Raw genomic sequence first — 17,375 nt, 5'->3', positions numbered from 1 at the left:
TTATTCTATCAACTGTTGTTTTCTTTTTTTCTCTTTCGCCTCAAGTACATAATAAAGATAAAGATCACAGCAACCGCAATAAAGCAATATATACCACAATTATCAAAAGCACTGCCTCTTGTATCTTCATCTTTTATTTCATTTTTATCTTCTTCCAGATGCAGTTCATTAGTTTGTGATGTGGTTGCTACTGCATTATTTACCATTGCCGTACCGTTAGTAACTCTCACAGAATCTTCCGTAAAAGTGTCTGTTTTATCAGGCTCTTGAGCCACCATAACTCGTCTTTCCTGTGGTTTAGTATATCTAAATACTTTATTTCTGGTTGTAGAACCAATTCTTTGGGTTAAATGATTATTACCATTTAAAACTACAACATCTACCTCCATTGCAGCATCATTCTCTGACAGCTCGAAATAGTATTTACCTGCAGCTGGCAGTTTTCTGAAAATAAAATTGCCGTCAGCATCTGTATAGGCATGAGCTACGGTACGTCCATTTACATCTTTTAATAGTATTTTGTGCTTTAACTTGCGAGTTTCTTCACCCGTTAAAAACAGGTTACCTTGAATCTGTTCGTCCTCCTCTTCTAACACAAAATACCTATCATTATAATCTTCTAATTTTCTATAATGAAATGCAGCTGCTTGCAAATCTTTATTTACATGATTAGTAATTTCCCCATCGCTATCAAACATTGAAAAAGCAATGTTCATATTACTATCTTCCGCCTCTAGCACCATAGCATAATTGCCTGCTTCAGGCAATCGCCTGAATTTAAAATCGCCATTTTCATCTACTTCAGCAATATCAACTACCTTACCATTATCATCCACCAAGTAAACTTTATGCCCCGATGCCCCATCAAATTGACCTATATTACCATTAATTGCTGCATCACTTTCTGATATATAAAAATATTCTGATTCATATTCTGTTAACTTTCTATAGTTAAACACCTCTTCATGCTCATTTCTTGAAAAAGAATGTTGTTCATCATTAGTACTTACCTTTAAGCTCGCATTCATTCCTGCATCCTCTTCTGATAATACAAGTGTATAAGCGCCCCCATTTGGCAATTTTCTAAATTCGAAATCTCCGTTTTTATCAGTAACAGCCACATCAATAACGCTTCCAGCTTCATCCAAAAGCATGACTTTATGCCCCGATTTATCTTCCTCTGCATCAAAAATATGCCCTGAGATCACCGCATCATCAGCCACCATAAAATCTACGGTGGGGCCTTTTAGCTCTAAAAGACTGTATTGAAAGTGCTCATTAATTAATTCCAAGGGGGTATCGTTAATAGAAAAGCTATTGACCTCTTCCAAATATTGAGGAAGACGATTATACGCAAAAGGCACCTCAAAGTGGATATTATAAGTTCTATCCATGCAGCCTCCCCTATTAGACGTGAGGTAACCTTCAGGATCACCATCTACTAACGAAAAGTAAAAATCGTCCATCCCTGAGTTTAATGGTTGTCCGATATTATATACCCTACCATAGCCATAACTCCATGTGGGTTTAGCCATAAACACATCGAAACCACCTTTTGACACATGCCCTTTAGAACTAAAGAATAAACTTCCGGAGCTCATATCAAAAAATGGTGTTATCTCATCTTCATCTGTATTAATTCCTGAGCCAAGATTAATGGCACTGTCATAAGTTTCTTCTGAAAGCTGCGCATACCAAATATCCATTCCCCCAAAACCTCCGGGCCTATTAGAGCTATAAAACAAAAGGCTGCCCCCATTTTCTAAGGCTACCACTGATGGGTATTTAGATGAATACTCTGGCACATTGATTTTCTCGTTCAGCGCCACAGGAGTATGCCATTCTCCATCTACCTTATTGGACTCATAAATCTTACAATCACCTTGTTTGTTACAAGCGGTAAAATACAGGGTAGTACCATCACTATTCAAAGAAGGTGCTCCTAGGTTAATATCATCAGAGAAGTTAAAACCGAGTTCATAGAACAGCCCCTCTTGCTTAGTGTATAGCCGAGTAACTACTGTAGTATCACTCAAGAGTATTACCCCCTGCTTTAACTTTTGCTTACGAGGAACATACAATTTCTTAGTTTTAGTGTAAATACTATAGCCATTAAGACTATAAATACCCACTACGCTATCCTCTGAATTTAGCGCTATTTCCGTATTCTTTGCTACTCCTTTCAATGTTTCAGCCTGCTCGCATAGTTGAATTTGCCTATCGGCTTTCGCTGACAACAAACTATCAGAGCTAGATTGCTTACATTTTGTAAACCAATACTGAGCGCTATCATATTGCTCAAGCCCTACATTAATAACACCTAAATTGTAATCAACAACAGGAAAGCTACTATCACTCTCCGCATTAATATACTCCAAATAGTATTTTTGGGCATCAGCATAGCAGCCTACATTGTAATATGCATCTGCTAACATTTTTCTATAGTTAATATCTGGGTCTTGTTGAACTATTTGCTCCAAACTGTGAATGGCAGCATAATAATTATTATCAGCCATCAGCTGTTGAGCCACCTCTCGCAGTTCTTTTACACTAGGCTCAGTATCTAAATCCCTAAAATGTTTTATATGCTGCGCATTACCCCTTCCAACACCCAAAAGAAGTACAAAAATGCATATCAGTTGTACTCTTATCATAATCTTGGTGTAGGGTTTGTAAAAGTTTTTGTCCTAGCTTTAAATTTCTTTTTAAACGCATAGGCTAAGCTTATTTCAAGGCCTCCATTTCTAGTTTGAGCTCCAAGTGAAGAAGTAATTAAATCATAACTTAGCCCTGCATTTAAAGTACCATACTCAAAACCCATTCCTAAAGTAATGGTATCCGTATTTCGAATCCAGCCACCTAAAGACAGCAATACACCATCCTGACCATATTCTGCATTATTCTCATTCACTGTATATTCGGCTGATACGCCTGCACTAATCACTTTGCTGTTTCCTTGAGTAAAAAACATAGCCGTAGGCACGATATTTATATTTTGAGTTGTTGCTATTTTTGCACCTCCATGAACAATATACTTCCTTTCCAAGACGGCTCGCTGCCCTAATAAACTTCTATCAGGAGCCGTCATGTGTGCAGCAGAAACCCCTCCGAAAACAGTATTGTTATTTTTAAGAAATGAGTAAAAAAGAAGACCTGCTTGCATGTCAAATACTGCTTTACTATCAACCTCTACCGCTTCTCCATTAGATAACTCAGGGTTGTAGCCCTGAAAATCTACCCATTGACTCTGTGTAGATAGTTGTGAATAATCTAAGTTGATCGCATCTAGTCCTGCCTGAAGCCCCAGCACCAAATAACTGTTGCCGTTAGCACCTATGGCATTATGATAAGCGTATGATAACATGGCTCTGGTGTTAGACGCTTTATTTCCCGCCTTATCTTGTAGTACAACGAGCCCTACACCTGCAAAATCGGGGTTACGATCAGCCTCCATTAAAGACATATCTACCGACAAAGCATAGGTTTGTATCTCAGCAAAATCGTTCAGATAGTCTTTATAATTAATACCTGCTCGTATATTACCATAAGAAATTCCTGTGAGAGCAGGATTTAACGTAAGTGGTGAATTATAAAACTGAGAAAAAAACGGGTCTTGTGCGTAAGATTTTGATCTAGCGCATATCACTCCTATTACGAAAATAACTACAACCTTTAAATACCTCACTTCTATCTAACTAACTGTACAGACCCTTTTTTAGATATTACCTCACCTCTTATTGTAACAGCCCGAACGAAATAAACATATGTATCTGCCATTTGTTCTTTTCCATCTACGGTGCCGTCCCAGCCAATTTCTGTATTGCTAGAAGCAAATACTTCTTTCCCTCTTCTATTGTACACTTTAAATTCTAATTCGCTTATACCAATTGTATTAACTAATAAAATATCGTTATGCTCATCATTATTGGGAGTAAACATTTGAGGGACAAAGACCTCATAGTAATCTTCTACATTTATAGTGACTTTAGCCTCTCCTTCACATGCCGAGCCATTATTTCCGGTTACGGTGTAAGTAGTTGTATTTTCAGGGGTAGCCACGGGATTACTAATTTGTGCATTATTTAAACTACCAGCGGGACTCCACGAATAATGTTCAGCTCCTGATGCCTGAAGTTGGATAGAACTACCAAGCTGAATAGTAGCATCACTATTTACATTAATATTAGGTAATGGAATTACCTGAACACTCACTGTAAACGTCTTGGGCTCGCAACTTCCTCTCATTATTTTCACGGAATAATTAGTGTCATTTATTGGCTTCGCTACAGGCCTGTCTGAACTAGCTTCTTCTAACGTTTCGGCAGGGGACCACACATAGTTACTACCTCCATACGCTTCTAGCTTGGCTGCTTCTCCTGCACAAATCACCTCTTCACTACTGGTCACGCCAGGTGTTTCATAAAATTCAATGACCACATCATCATATGAAGGCTCACAACTCCCACTGTTGGACACGGTCCATCTTAATACATTAATTCCATTTCGTAAGGCATTTACACTTGTACTAGCTGCATTTTCATCCTCAATATTTCCTCCGCCCTCAATAAAACTCCACTTGCCTCTACTCCCTTGACTAGGCACTGAGGCAGATAATTGCACCGTTTCCTGCCCATTACAAATGACCTGATCTGCTCCAGCATTGGCAGTTGAAGGTTTGGGACTGACATAAATAATTATTTCGTCTACAGAGGAGTCACACGCCTCACCATCAATAACCCACTGCAGTTTATTCTCGCCTAACGATAACCCTTCCACGGTAGCATTTGGCTTATGACTATCATTAAGCGTTCCACTTCCTGAAAGCACTTCCCAATGTCCGCCCACACCAGTTGCGGCTAACTGAGTGGAGTAATTATCACATAAAAATATATCTTCACCCGCATTAGCTTCATCAGCCGGAAGTAGAGAAGTGATTTTAACCTGAGATTCACTAAAGCCGCAAGCAGTAGTTACTCGCCAGCTTAATACTAGCTCAGTACCTGGCATAATTGAATTAATAATAGATTTAGGATCTGAAACATCAGAGATAGAAGCATTGCCCGAAATTATTTCCCACTTACCCGTTCCATACAATGGCTCCTCAGCATTTAACCGGCTGTTGCTAGCATTACACAAAACTTGATCATCACCCGCGTCAGTACTTAATGGAGAAACGGATGAAGTAATTTTCAAATCGTCAGTATCAACACAAGCTCCATTGGTTACCGTCCAGCGTACAACAGTCTCTGAGTTTTTCAACAAACCTGTTATAAAAGTAGCATTACTATATTCATTCGATATCTGACCTTCTCCGGATACTATAGACCACTTTCCTGTGCCAACTCGGGGCTCTACTGCATTAATAGAGGTAGTGTTAGCATCACAAATAGTTTTATCAGCTTCTGTCTCCGCCCTTGACGGCTTAGTTGAAATAGTAACACCTACAGGATCACTTTCAGGACTCCAACAACTGATGTCATTAACTACAATAACTGTATAGCTTCCCGATTCTTCAATACTACTTAAAGTAACAGTATTACTATTTTGCAGTTCGAGCATTGCCTTACCATCCTTTTCCCACCTATATGTCGATTTTGGCACCTCCTCAATTGTTAATATTATATTATTACCTTCGCAGGCTGACAAAGTATTGTATGTAATAACAGGTTTTGAAGGCCGAGTTAACGCATTAACTTGAAGGGCATCACTAGGATTACTTATACAATGAGGTTCATTTCCATCCTCAATTTCTACGGTATACTTACCACTAGCATAAGCTGTTATCGTTCTTCCTGATCGATTAATTTCGACTCCGTCTCTATACCAAATATAAGAGCCTCCATTAGGAGCCTCAGAAGCTGTTAAGGAATAAATACACAAAGTACCTATTTCAAAATCTATTGTTGGTTTTTCAGGGATAGATACAATAGTGATATTCACGTCATCACTACCATAGGCATTGGTCCAAGTTAGAGCATATTCACCTGGCCTAAGTCCTGTAATAATAGAATGAGGATCGTTTGGTGACTCTATAGTAATAGAGGTATTTTCTGTTGTCCATTGCCCTGGGCCTCCATCTTCACTGGCCTCCAATTTAGCTTCCGACTCACCACATAGCACTTGATCGGGGCCCGCATCGGCAATCATTGTTATAGGATCATCATTGCCATAATTTCCATTACTACAAAAGTTTGTGCCACAGCTACCGTCATCATTGCACTTTGCTCCTCCGGCCGATGGAAAAGCAGGACAAGATGCACCACATTCCATGCAGCCGTTATTGGTGTTATTAAGATTTTTATTCACCTGAACCGTGCCCGAGCCTGACCAAACCGTGGTAGAAACATGGTTCTCTATATTCTTTGCAATATTCAGGGTGCCATATACTACAAATTGAAGACTACAAAATTCGGCATTTTGACATCCGCCATCACCGGCATCAAGATTGACATTATTAAGAACATTAACAGTAACTCCCTCAGGAATAATGATTTTACCATTTCCAGAAGCTTTTATATTTAAATTACCATTAATTGTAATCTCTGATGGAGTATCAAATGTAAATACATCTCCATCATCAAGTAAGTAATTTACTCCAAGGCTTAAATTTCCTGCATTACTACCTGCCGCACATACCTGACTATAATTAGTACTACCTGTACCTGCAAAGTCTACCTCACAATTTACTTGAGCCAAAGTGAAAGTAGAAACACACATACAGACAAGAAACAATACTCTTTTCATGTAAATTTTTATAAATAAGAACTTTTCATCTTCATAAGACATGTAAGATATGATGCAAAATAAAAGCTATTTTGATTCATATTTTCACATTGTAATTAATTAATTCTAATCTGAAGGAAAATGTGACCCAATGAAAAATCAATTTATTTAGGGTAATAATATTATAAATAGAATTTAGTACAAACTTAAGGAACAGGGCTAGGCCATTTTTGTTTAAAACTTTTTTGTCTAAAAACACAAAAGGCTGTAGAGCCTATCACCATAACTAACAATGATGAGCCCTACAGCCTTTAAACTATTATTTTAGAGCAGTTAAGTCTCTCTTATTTTATCTTTCTTGAAGAGTCTCTGATAACCAATTGAGAAGGAATTATATGTCTGAAATTCTTCCCTTTCTGAGATGAGTTAATTTGATCAAACAAACATTCTGCTGCTTCATAACCAATTCGATAAGGGTTATGCATTACAGAACTTAAATGAGGCATAACAATTTCACAGATAGGAAAATCGCCAAATCCAACTACCGCAACCTGATCAGGCACCTTAATATCCATAGCTTGTAATGCTAGTATAGATTCAACGCCTATTTCATCATTAACACTAAAAATACCATCAATGTCTTTTGGCCCTTTTATCAGCTCTCTTACAGCCTCCCTACCTTTTTCTGGATCAAAATCACAAGGAATGATTAAACTCTCATCTATCGGAATTTTATGATCTATCAATGCCTGCCTATACCCTAACATACGATTATGGCTAGCCCCCAAATTATCGGGCCCTGCTAAATGAGCAATTTTCTTGCATCCAATTTCTATTAGATGACTTACCGCTCTATAAGCACCTTTAAAATCTTCTGCTTCAATTTTTGGCACTTTAAACTGATCACTAGTTCTATCAAAAAGCACCAATGGCATGTTGCTGTCTATTACCTGCTTTATATGCTTAAGGTTTTTAGTCCCTTTTGCTAATGAAACCAATATACCATCAACACTACCCGCAAGTAATGAAGATATATACTTTATTTCCTGTTTAGTAGATTCATTCGTTTGGCATATATACACTTGATAATCATTGCTTCCGGCCACTTTTTGAATACCACTGAGCACTGAAGAGAAAAAATGACTTGCTATTTTAGGTACAATAACGCCAATTGCATAAGTTTTTCTGGTACGCAACCCACTCGCCATTTTGTTAACCTGATAGTTCATCTTTTTGGCCAACTGTTTTACTGACTTACGTGTTTGCTCATTAATATCCGGATGATCATTCAACGCCCTTGAAACAGTAGAAGGTGAGAGCCCTAGAGTAAAAGCTATGTCCTTTAATGTTACGCCCATTTATTATGTAAGTTTTCGTTAAAAAAGCTAAGTAAGGTATTAGAAACGACTTATAAAACTAAAAATGATAAGGATCATTTATTTTCAGGGTATTTTTTCACCCTATTTTTTCAAAACCCTCCTACATTTATAAATCTCATGCTAAATTACAAAGTACTGTGCAAAATGCATTTATTAAACGTTATTTATATTTTAAATGTCTCTAAGCACTAAATTCTACAATTTAATGGCAGAGTAAATTACCATACTCACATACAGTAAAAGTCCGGTTTCAAAGACAAAATAAATTGAAAATGAGTTTAATCATTTAGAACTAACAGTTTCAATCGATTTAAATGCTTTACAAGCGCGATTTCGCTACTAATTAAAGTTAACGTATTTTTTACTCTTATAGATATAAAAAAAGTACTTTACTAGTATTAAATTATTAAAAAGAGAGGAAAAAGTGCGATAACGCACTATATATGTATATTTTACACTTATTTGGTAAAGTATTAATTTAAACTAAAATTTAGGGGCAATACTAATCTTTGATTTACTTTTTCACCATTATGCTGTGCTGCCGCCCATTTAATAGCCGCACCACTTTGCTCTACTACTTCAAGAGCTTTCTCATTTAGCAGCTCACTGTCTGATTTAATGACATTTATATTTCCTATGCCTCCATTAACATCCACCACTATCTCTACATAAACCCGCCCCTCTATGCCTTTCTCCTTCGCGGCAATGGGATATTCCAAGTGATCGGCTATATACTTATTAAAAAGCTCTTCTCCCCCAATAGGAACGGCAGGCGTATCAACGTGGTCGAAAATCTCTCCTTTTATGGTATTTTGATGCTCCCTTCCATCCTCACTAGTAGGCTTATTGCAAGCTTCAAACAAAACACCCAACAATACACTAACCATCAAATACTTAGCAATGCGAACCATCCTTTTTACATCATAAATATTATGCAAATAACGAGGAATAATAATAAATAAACCAAGCGATTTTCAAATAATTGACACTAACCCCCTGGCTCACTATAAAATGAAGGCAAGAATGTTTCCATTCTTGCCTCCGCCACCTTTTACTACTACTATTTATTATCGTGATGGTATAATCAACATCAACTCTTATTTATTAACAATCAGACATTTACTACAGCATATTAATTCATTAATAACCATATTTACGCGGCACCTTGTGTATCGTGCTTTAATATTGACTTGATGATTGCATTATGTTTTTTCTCATGACTTGGCACTTCTAAGGTTACCCAAGAGCCCACACCTACCTGAGAACCTATCGATATAATTCCTTTCAAGCTATCAATTGCTTCTTTAACAATAAACAACCCTAACCCTGACCCGGGAGACTTTGGAGTCCCTTTATAAAAGAGATTAAATACGTATTTCATATGTTCTTCCTCTATACCAATGCCATTATCCAAAATAGAAATTTGCACCCTTCCATTTTTACTCACTACTTTTATCTCCACTATTAAAACCTCCTTATTTAGGTCTCTAAACATAATGGCATTACGAATGAGCTGATCCAACACAATCCTTATTTTTTCTTCATCGGAAAAAAGCAAGGCATCATCTTCAACACAGACATTAAACCTTATTTCAAAATGATTGTCCAATGAATGAAATTCATCAATTACGTGCTTAAGCAACTTCTTCAGTGATATTTTCTCGCAATTACTAGCATAATAGTTCACCCTGGTGAGATATGCAATATTGGTTATCATGGAATTAAGACCATTAGCGCTCTCTTCAATTTTTGACACGTATTCCTTAATATTATCGTTTTGAGATTCGGTTTTTATCAAATTGACTAAGCCCAAAATATTAGTGAGAGGAGACCTTAAATCATGCGATGTGCTATAAAGGAACTGTTCTAGTTGAAATTTCACTTCTTTCAGCTCATTATTAGCAGATTTGAGGTAGTGTTCATATTCTGTGTGACGAGACAAGTCTAGTATTACCCAACTATAAAAAAGTTCTCCTGAGGAAGCCTTATAACTGCTAATCTTGGCTAATCCTCTTAACACCCCTCCGTCTTCCTTTTTTAACCAAACCTGTTTTTTTATCGCATTAACTCCCGATTGAAATTCATCTTTAATGCTCTCAAAATCATCAATAAGAATTTGTTGCAAATTCTTTTTTCTAGCAGACCAGAGCGTAGGAAATACCAATGACTCTACAAACATACGGTTGAAATACACAATTCTACCCGCACCATCACACCTGAAAATCAACTCAAAAGTATTGTCCGTTATCAGCTTACCAAAAGCAATAGAATCCTTGGCCGAGTTAGGCCTATGATCTGGCGTTAGCACCTTATCTACTATACATATGAATATAGGAGCGCCTTCATATGTTCTACAAGAGATGTTCAACTTAATCCAGCCATTGACTGTTTCAGCATTAAAAGCACCGGAACGGCCCCTAGCTGCCTTATCCATAAACAAAGTCAATTTTTCCACCCAATCCTCTTCCAAATCTTTAATGAACAGGTCATCCAAAGTTTTAACATCTTCCTTAATAGAGAAGATATTTTGCAAACAGCTATTCTTATGAATAATATTTCTATCTTCATCAACGATAGCCACTCCAAAAACTTGACTTTCAAGAAGATTAGAGAAAAGTTGTGGGACAGATGCTTTGCTTCCATCATTTTGAGTTTCAATCATCATATCCTTATTTTATCTCTAATTAAATTAGTTAAAGCTATGATTAAAATCCATCCTCAATTAATGGTATTTACTCATACCAAATATATGGTATATGATATAAGAAGAACTACGTAGTTAAGTAATTAGCTTCATTTCCATTATTCTTTTTATCAGCTCCACTACATTTTTCACCTCCAATTTTCGCATGATATTGCTACGGTGAGTTTCTACAGTTCTAATACTAATAAATAACTGCTCAGCGATTTCATTGCTGGTATGCCCTTTAGCTATCAGTTTTAATATTTCTAATTCTCGCTTTGTAATGTGTGGTTCGCTGTCATCACGTCCATTTTCGCTACGCATTTTTTTAAAACGCCTGATCACTACCTCCTGCGCCATGTGACTAAAATAACTGCTACCTCCAAGCACCATTTCTATGGCACTCCTAAGCTCCATTGCTGATTCACTTTTCACCACATATCCTTTTACCCCCGCATCTAGACAGCCCCCAATATACTCCTCATCGTCATACATAGAAAGTATAATGATCTTGGCGTTTTCATCAACATTTAAAATCTGTCGGGTAGCCTCTATTCCATTGATATCTGGCAGTGAAATATCCATAAGCACCACATCTGGTCGGATCTTTTGATAAAGTGAAATAATACCAGCACCATTTTTGGCTTCACCAGCTAACTCCACATTATCAATTTTTGTCAAAAAAGTTTTAATGCCTTCCCTAAAAAGCTCATGATCATCTGCTAGTACTACTTTGTACTTCGTCATATTTCATCATTTGGAATATCTACAATTATTAAAGTACCGAGCCCCGCTCCCGACTCTATTGAAAAATGCCCTCCCATTATCTTTGCTCGCTGCTGCATATTTTGCAAACCATGATGTATCACATCAGGCTTAATACGAAGGGCATCAAGGTAAATCTCATCTTCTTTTTGCATGCCCGCACCATTATCTTCAACTGTAAGGCTTATTCTATCGCCATGCTCTATAAGTGATACCGATATAAAACTAGCCTTAGCATGCTTTAAAGCATTATTTATAGCCTCTTGAGCCACCCTATACATATTCACTTTTTTACTTTCCCCTATGCTGCTACGCACCCAGGAGTAAAAAGTAATTTGTACATCATAAATATTATTCAATTGCCTTACTAAAGAATTGATTCCGGTGGCCAAGTCAAAATCACGTAATTTGGAGGGCGTTAAGTCATTAGAAATACGGGTAGTTTCCTGTATGGCCTCATCTATAAGTTTATTCAAACTGTCATTTACTGTTTCTTGCGCCAGAAAAACCTTCATTTTAACTAGATTCAACATTTGCCCCAATCCATCGTGTAGCTCCCTGGCAATTCTCTTTCTCTCCACCTCTTGCCCCTCTATTAGCGCAGCTATCCTGCTAATTTCAATCTCCTTTTCAAGTCGTTCGCGCTCCACCTTATCAGATATATCTTTAAAAAAAAGCACTATGCCTCTAAACTGCCCATCACTGTCTATCATCTGAGTAAGACTTTCATCTCCAATGGGTGTTTCATCTCCAAACCTAGAAATCAAACGATATTTACCTTCACGTAAATCACCATCTTTATACAGTGGATTATGCAAAATATTCACAGCTGCTTCGCTATGGAGCTCCTTTATTTTTATGATATGGTAATACTCATGATCTACGGCATCGCTCAATGAATACCCGGTCAGTTGCTCCGCACTAGGATTGAGATAGAGGATCTTGAAGTTTTTATCTATTGTAATTACGGCATCATTTATAGATTGCACAGTAGAATAATACAACTGCTCTTGCCCACGCAAAATATCCTGCGCCTTTTTCTTTTCACTAATATCTATGGCTAACCTCCCTAAGGCATAAATATCTCCTCCAGAATCTTTTAATGGAAAAGTGATAATTAAAAACTGATGCTCTTTTCCATTTACAGTAAGCGTATCTTCATAAAAAATCTTTTCTCCCGTCTCGAAAATCTGTTTTTCATGTTTCTCGAGCTTTACATGCTTTTGCAAATCGAAATAACCTTCGGCACGGGCAAACTCTTGGTGATACCTCTTATTGTAAAAAATGAACCTCCCCTTCTTGTCTTTAACAGAGACATACAACGGAGTAGTATCCAAAACCGTTTTTAATATCCCCTTGGCACTTAACATTTCTCCAATAATGGTTTTCACTGGTGAAATATCACTTTGAACCGACATAAAACCTTCCAAATCGCCTTCAGCATTTTTTAGCGGAATAATTTCTATTTCCACCCAATACTTCGCGCCCTGTTTGGTGTAGTTAATCACATCGGTCTTAAACCTGACCTGCTCAGCAATTTTTTGCCGCATGAAAAGTATAGTATCTTCACTAGTTTCTTCTCCTTGCAGCAAATCCCCTGGCTTTTTTCCTTCTGATTCAGGCATGGTATATCCGGTAACTTTGGTAAAGGTTTTATTCACCCAAGTAATTCTTCCTTCAACATCAGAGAAAATTATAATATTAGTGGTATTATCAGAAATTAACCGTAGCCTATCAACTTCAAAACTCAACTTGTCTGATATAAGAGACATATACACTTAACCCGTTTCCTAGTTCATCACTTAAAACTTCGCCCAAAAGCTCACTTTATCATTTATATGAATATAATCATTTCTCAGCAAAATATAAGCGCATTCGTCATATGCCTTACTTAAAACAAAACAATTTTTGAACCACACCTCCTAACAGAGAAAACACAACAATATCCTAAAAACCAATCAATTAAATAACTTTAATCATAATTAATACACCGTAAGTATATTGCAGAAAAACTTTCTGCTTATTTTTATTGAAAAAGCCTCACAACATGATCCCGCTCAACATTTCTCTCTTATGTGGATTTATTACTATTGCTTGCGCTTTAAATGTATTTACTGGCTGGCTGCTAGACATACCCTTTTTAACTAACCTCCGACCTTCATTACCTGCCAGCACACCACTCACAGCATTAATGATAGGCTTTTTAGGTGCATCTGTTTGCATATCAGAATTTCATACTATTAAGCGCAAACGCAGCTACCTAACCACTTCCCGACTGATAACATTGGGCACCCTGACGCTATGCATATGGCTAATAGCCGAATACTTAGTTCCTAAAATCACTCAAATTGACTTACTACTATTTAAAGAAAATTTAAGTAGCCGCAAGCACTTCCTGCACCCAGGAAGACCCTCTCCCAGAACGCTAATTACAGTTTCTTTGGCTGCCATAGCCCTTTTCATGTCTTCCCTAAAGCTCAAAAACAATAGGTTAATAGCTCACACTTTGTGCATTATTGGCATGATCATACCGTGGGTAGCTCTATTTGGGTATGCAGGCTTGGCCAGTAATTTTTATAGCTACCAGCCCAAGTCAGGCATAGGTATGTCTGCTATTACTGCCTTTATGAGCATCTCTCTTTTTGTAGGCATCATCTCTCTAGATCCTAATTTTGGCATTATGGGCTTAATACGAAGTAAGTCTTTAAGCGGAAGAATGACCAGAATACTACTGCCCTTGGTAGTATTACTCCCATTACTCATTAGCTTTTTTATTGGCTATACTATTAACAACAAATCAATAGATGCCTCCATTGCCTTCATCTCAAGCCTAGGCTTCATCAGCTTACTATCGGGTGCACTTATAGTTATCACTGCCTTTCACATTCAATCAAAAGAAGCGATAAACGAAAAACTTCTTAAGGCTATTCAACAGTCCGAAGCCTCCTACCACCAGCTAGTAACAGACATAAAAGACTATGCCATTATAAAGCTAGATTTAGAAGGCTGTGTACTAGTTTGGAACAAAGGCGCTGAGAAGATTACGGGATACACAGAAAAAGACGTACTACACCAATCATTCTCCGCTTTTTTCACACCTGCAGATGTAGCAGCAGGAAAACCAGAAAAAATACTACTTGAGGCCAAGGAGTTGGGCAGCTCAAAATATGAAGGTTGGAAGGTTAAAAAAAATGGGATTATATTCTGGGGAAACACTGTAGTAAGCAGCCTTAAAGATACAGCGGGCAACCTAACAGGGTATGTTAACATCACTCAAGATCTTACCAGCAAAAAAGAGCACGAGAACATAATTATTAAAGCAGGAAAGCGCTTTAAACTACTGCTAGAATCTACACCCGACCCTATGCTTATTATAAATAATGAAGGTGATATTAACTTCAGCAACCGACTAGCAAAAAAACTATTTGCTCAACCTCATGAAGAAATAACACACCACAACATAGGTAAGTATATCCCTGACTTCAACAGCATCATCAATATAGGCAGCGCTAAAAGTAATACCAGCCCGTCTCTTACCAAAACCTCTGAATTAAACGGGATTAATCACCTAGGAGACAGGTTTCCTATAGAAATTTCCGTTTCTACAATTAGAGACGAAAAGTCAGATGCTGAGCTAGCAGTATCTTTAAGAGACATAACAAAACGAATAAATAGAGAAAAACAAAGAAAAGAGTACCTCAAAAACTTAGAATTAGCTCAACAAACAGGGCAAATGGGCTATTTTGAAATTAACCTTCTTACAGGAAAATGCCTCGTCTCTGAAAATTTCTCTTTGCTTTTTGGCATTACTACTACCGAATACTGCGCTGAGGACTTCTTAAAAGAATTAAATTCAAAAGAGCGATTTGGTTTTCTGAGAAAGTTTAAAAGCTCATTAAACAATAAGTCTTCATTCTCTACAGAGTACACGATCATTAACCCACAAACTAAGAAAAAACAGCACATATACTACAACAGTTACTTTGTTTACAATGCCCAAGGCGTTGCTACTGATATGATAGGTCTACAACAAGACATTACCTATATCAAAAAGAATGAAATAAAGATAAAAGAGCTCAATATTCAGCTCATGCAGAGTAACAATGACCTACAAGCATTTAGCTATTCTGTAAGTCATGATTTAAGAGCTCCTTTAAGAGCCATTATTGGCTTTAGTAACAAGCTAATGAAAAAAAGCCAGGAATTTGTTGATAGTGAAACCCTTCGCATCATTGACATCATTGTCAAAAACACAAACCAAATGGATAGACTTATAGATGACATCTTGGCCTTCTCTAGGGTAAGCCGCGAACATGTATCTAATAAGCCTATAAATATGACGGCCATTTTCTCGCATTCATATCATAACCTGATAGAAACATGGCACACCCCATTAAATATAAATTTCAAAATAGCTGACCTCCCTAATGCTTATGGAGACGAAACCATGATTAGGCAAGTAGCTACCAACCTACTCTCCAATGCTATCAAATATTCAAGTAAAAAAAATAATATTGAAATAGAGGTAGGGTATTTTAAAGATAACCGGCAAATTACTTATTTTGTAAAAGATAATGGTGTGGGGTTTGACATGAGGCACAAGAAAAAATTGTTTGGTGTTTTCCAAAGGCTACACAATGATGCTGATTTTGAAGGAACGGGCGTAGGCTTAGCCATTACCAAGAAGATAATTGAAAAACATGGAGGTGACATCTGGGCTGACGCTACCCTTGGAGTTGGCGCTACCTTTCTCTTCTCCTTTAACCATGACCACGATGAACCTAACTAACACCCTGACCGCTGACCTAGTTTATATTGAAGACAACCCCGCTGATGCAGAGCTAACTATTGATTGCCTTGAAGAACATGGCGTATCAAGAAATATAAAATTAATAACTGACGGACAGGAAGCTCTCGATTACTTTTTTGATGAAGAAAAAATATCTCAGAACGATCCTTTACCGAAATTGATCTTACTAGACCTAAAACTTCCCAAAATTGATGGTTTACAAGTTTTAAAATCCATAAAGGACCACCCTATTTTAAAGTTAATCCCTATTATAATCTTATCATCTTCTAACGAAAAAGAAGATGTAAATACAGCTTATGATCTAGGTGCCAATGGATATGTAGTAAAACCTGTTAAATACTCTATGTTTAATGAAGCTATAGAACAAATAAAATCTTTCTGGCTAGACTTAAATACTACATTAAACTCAAACATATGAGCATCCACAACTTCAAGGAAAAGAAATATTTGAAAGTATTAGTTCTGGAAGATTCATTAGAAGATGCTGAATTAATGATAGATGAGCTCTTAAACCATGGGTATTTGGTTGAGCATGTAATAGCTGATAACCGAAATGATTTCAGCAATCACATTCATTATTTTATGCCCCATTTAATTCTATCAGATTATAACTTACCAGAGTTCAATGGGTATGAAGCTCTTAGTGTAGCTATTGATTCATGTCCAGAAACACCATTCATATTTGTTACCGGCACAGTAGGGGAAGAAATAGCCGCAGAAACCATTTTAAACGGAGCCTCAGGCTTAGTTCTTAAATCAAATTTAAACAAACTACCCGAATCTGTAGAAAATGCATTTCAACATCATAGAAAATGGTCTAAAAAGAGAATAGAAAGAATAAGCAATAAAATTCATACAAGAGTAAATAAAAACATAGAGGCTCTTCAAAGAATACAAACCTTTTTAGAGAGAAATGGCAATACTGAAAATGTAAACGACATTTTATCTAAAACATTAGATGACTTAAACAAACTAACCAACAACAACGAGGAATCGATCTAACCTTAAGCAACTT

General features: G+C 37.0%; 11 protein-coding genes. 3 read left to right on the top strand and 8 right to left on the bottom strand.

Annotated elements, in window-relative coordinates:
• Positions 1-8 precede the first annotated feature (8 nt).
• From ACXACQ_RS09790 to ACXACQ_RS09755, 8 genes are all read right to left on the bottom strand, one after another.
• Positions 9-2,654 carry a hypothetical protein gene (locus tag ACXACQ_RS09790; RefSeq protein ID WP_474975759.1) on the bottom strand — a complete coding sequence of 882 codons (2,646 nt, stop codon included), beginning with the start codon at positions 2,652-2,654 and terminating at the stop codon, positions 9-11.
• On the bottom strand, positions 2,651-3,685 hold the full coding sequence (locus ACXACQ_RS09785; protein ID WP_474975758.1) for a PorP/SprF family type IX secretion system membrane protein: 1,035 nt from the start codon (positions 3,683-3,685) through the stop codon (positions 2,651-2,653). Before ACXACQ_RS09785 ends, ACXACQ_RS09790 begins: the two co-directional genes overlap by 4 nt.
• Before the next feature lie 2 nt (positions 3,686-3,687).
• Positions 3,688-6,744, bottom strand: coding sequence for an Ig-like domain-containing protein (locus ACXACQ_RS09780; protein WP_474975757.1), 3,057 nt, complete (start codon positions 6,742-6,744; stop codon positions 3,688-3,690).
• A gap of 323 nt (positions 6,745-7,067) precedes the next feature.
• Positions 7,068-8,081, bottom strand: coding sequence for a LacI family DNA-binding transcriptional regulator (locus tag ACXACQ_RS09775; RefSeq protein ID WP_474975756.1), 1,014 nt, complete (start codon positions 8,079-8,081; stop codon positions 7,068-7,070).
• 494 nt (positions 8,082-8,575) lie between these two features.
• Complete coding sequence (locus tag ACXACQ_RS09770; RefSeq protein ID WP_474975755.1) at positions 8,576-9,040, bottom strand: energy transducer TonB; 465 nt, start codon at positions 9,038-9,040, stop codon at positions 8,576-8,578.
• A 215-nt stretch (positions 9,041-9,255) separates the two neighbouring features.
• On the bottom strand, positions 9,256-10,767 hold the full coding sequence (locus ACXACQ_RS09765) for a sensor histidine kinase (protein WP_474975754.1): 1,512 nt from the start codon (positions 10,765-10,767) through the stop codon (positions 9,256-9,258).
• Positions 10,768-10,881: 114 nt separating this feature from the next.
• Positions 10,882-11,532 (bottom strand): response regulator, encoded by a 651-nt coding sequence (locus tag ACXACQ_RS09760; protein WP_474975753.1) that lies wholly within the window; start codon positions 11,530-11,532, stop codon positions 10,882-10,884.
• A complete protein-coding gene (locus tag ACXACQ_RS09755) occupies positions 11,529-13,322 on the bottom strand; it encodes a sensor histidine kinase (RefSeq protein WP_474975752.1) in 1,794 nt (597 codons plus the stop codon). The genes ACXACQ_RS09760 and ACXACQ_RS09755 overlap by 4 nt, the downstream gene beginning before the upstream one ends.
• Before the next feature lie 275 nt (positions 13,323-13,597).
• Between ACXACQ_RS09755 and ACXACQ_RS09750 the strand changes: the two genes are divergently transcribed.
• From ACXACQ_RS09750 to ACXACQ_RS09740, 3 genes are read left to right on the top strand one after another with little or no spacing between them, the layout of a single operon-like run.
• Positions 13,598-16,339, top strand: coding sequence for a PAS domain-containing sensor histidine kinase (locus tag ACXACQ_RS09750; protein WP_474975751.1), 2,742 nt, complete (start codon positions 13,598-13,600; stop codon positions 16,337-16,339).
• Positions 16,326-16,778, top strand: coding sequence for a response regulator (locus ACXACQ_RS09745; RefSeq protein ID WP_474975750.1), 453 nt, complete (start codon positions 16,326-16,328; stop codon positions 16,776-16,778). Before ACXACQ_RS09750 ends, ACXACQ_RS09745 begins: the two co-directional genes overlap by 14 nt.
• Complete coding sequence (locus tag ACXACQ_RS09740) at positions 16,775-17,362, top strand: response regulator (RefSeq protein ID WP_474975749.1); 588 nt, start codon at positions 16,775-16,777, stop codon at positions 17,360-17,362. The genes ACXACQ_RS09745 and ACXACQ_RS09740 overlap by 4 nt, the downstream gene beginning before the upstream one ends.
• Positions 17,363-17,375 lie beyond the last annotated feature (13 nt).

Source organism: Fulvivirga sp. AWR4_260 (genome assembly GCF_056158185.1).
Note: the sequence above shows the minus strand (reverse complement) of the source record. Positions and strands in the feature narration are given on the sequence as shown.

Excerpts from the sequence above, each read along its gene's own strand:
- ACXACQ_RS09790 (WP_474975759.1), bottom strand. The coding sequence starts at position 2,654 with ATGATAAGAGTACAACTGATATGCATTTTTGTACTTCTTTTGGGTGTT.
- ACXACQ_RS09780 (WP_474975757.1), bottom strand. The coding sequence starts at position 6,744 with ATGAAAAGAGTATTGTTTCTTGTCTGTATGTGTGTTTCTACTTTCACT.
- ACXACQ_RS09775 (WP_474975756.1), bottom strand. The coding sequence starts at position 8,081 with ATGGGCGTAACATTAAAGGACATAGCTTTTACTCTAGGGCTCTCACCT.
- ACXACQ_RS09765 (WP_474975754.1), bottom strand. The coding sequence starts at position 10,767 with ATGATGATTGAAACTCAAAATGATGGAAGCAAAGCATCTGTCCCACAA.
- ACXACQ_RS09760 (WP_474975753.1), bottom strand. The coding sequence starts at position 11,532 with ATGACGAAGTACAAAGTAGTACTAGCAGATGATCATGAGCTTTTTAGG.
- ACXACQ_RS09755 (WP_474975752.1), bottom strand. The coding sequence starts at position 13,322 with ATGTCTCTTATATCAGACAAGTTGAGTTTTGAAGTTGATAGGCTACGG.
- ACXACQ_RS09750 (WP_474975751.1), top strand. The coding sequence starts at position 13,598 with ATGATCCCGCTCAACATTTCTCTCTTATGTGGATTTATTACTATTGCT.
- ACXACQ_RS09745 (WP_474975750.1), top strand. The coding sequence starts at position 16,326 with ATGAACCTAACTAACACCCTGACCGCTGACCTAGTTTATATTGAAGAC.
- ACXACQ_RS09740 (WP_474975749.1), top strand. The coding sequence starts at position 16,775 with ATGAGCATCCACAACTTCAAGGAAAAGAAATATTTGAAAGTATTAGTT.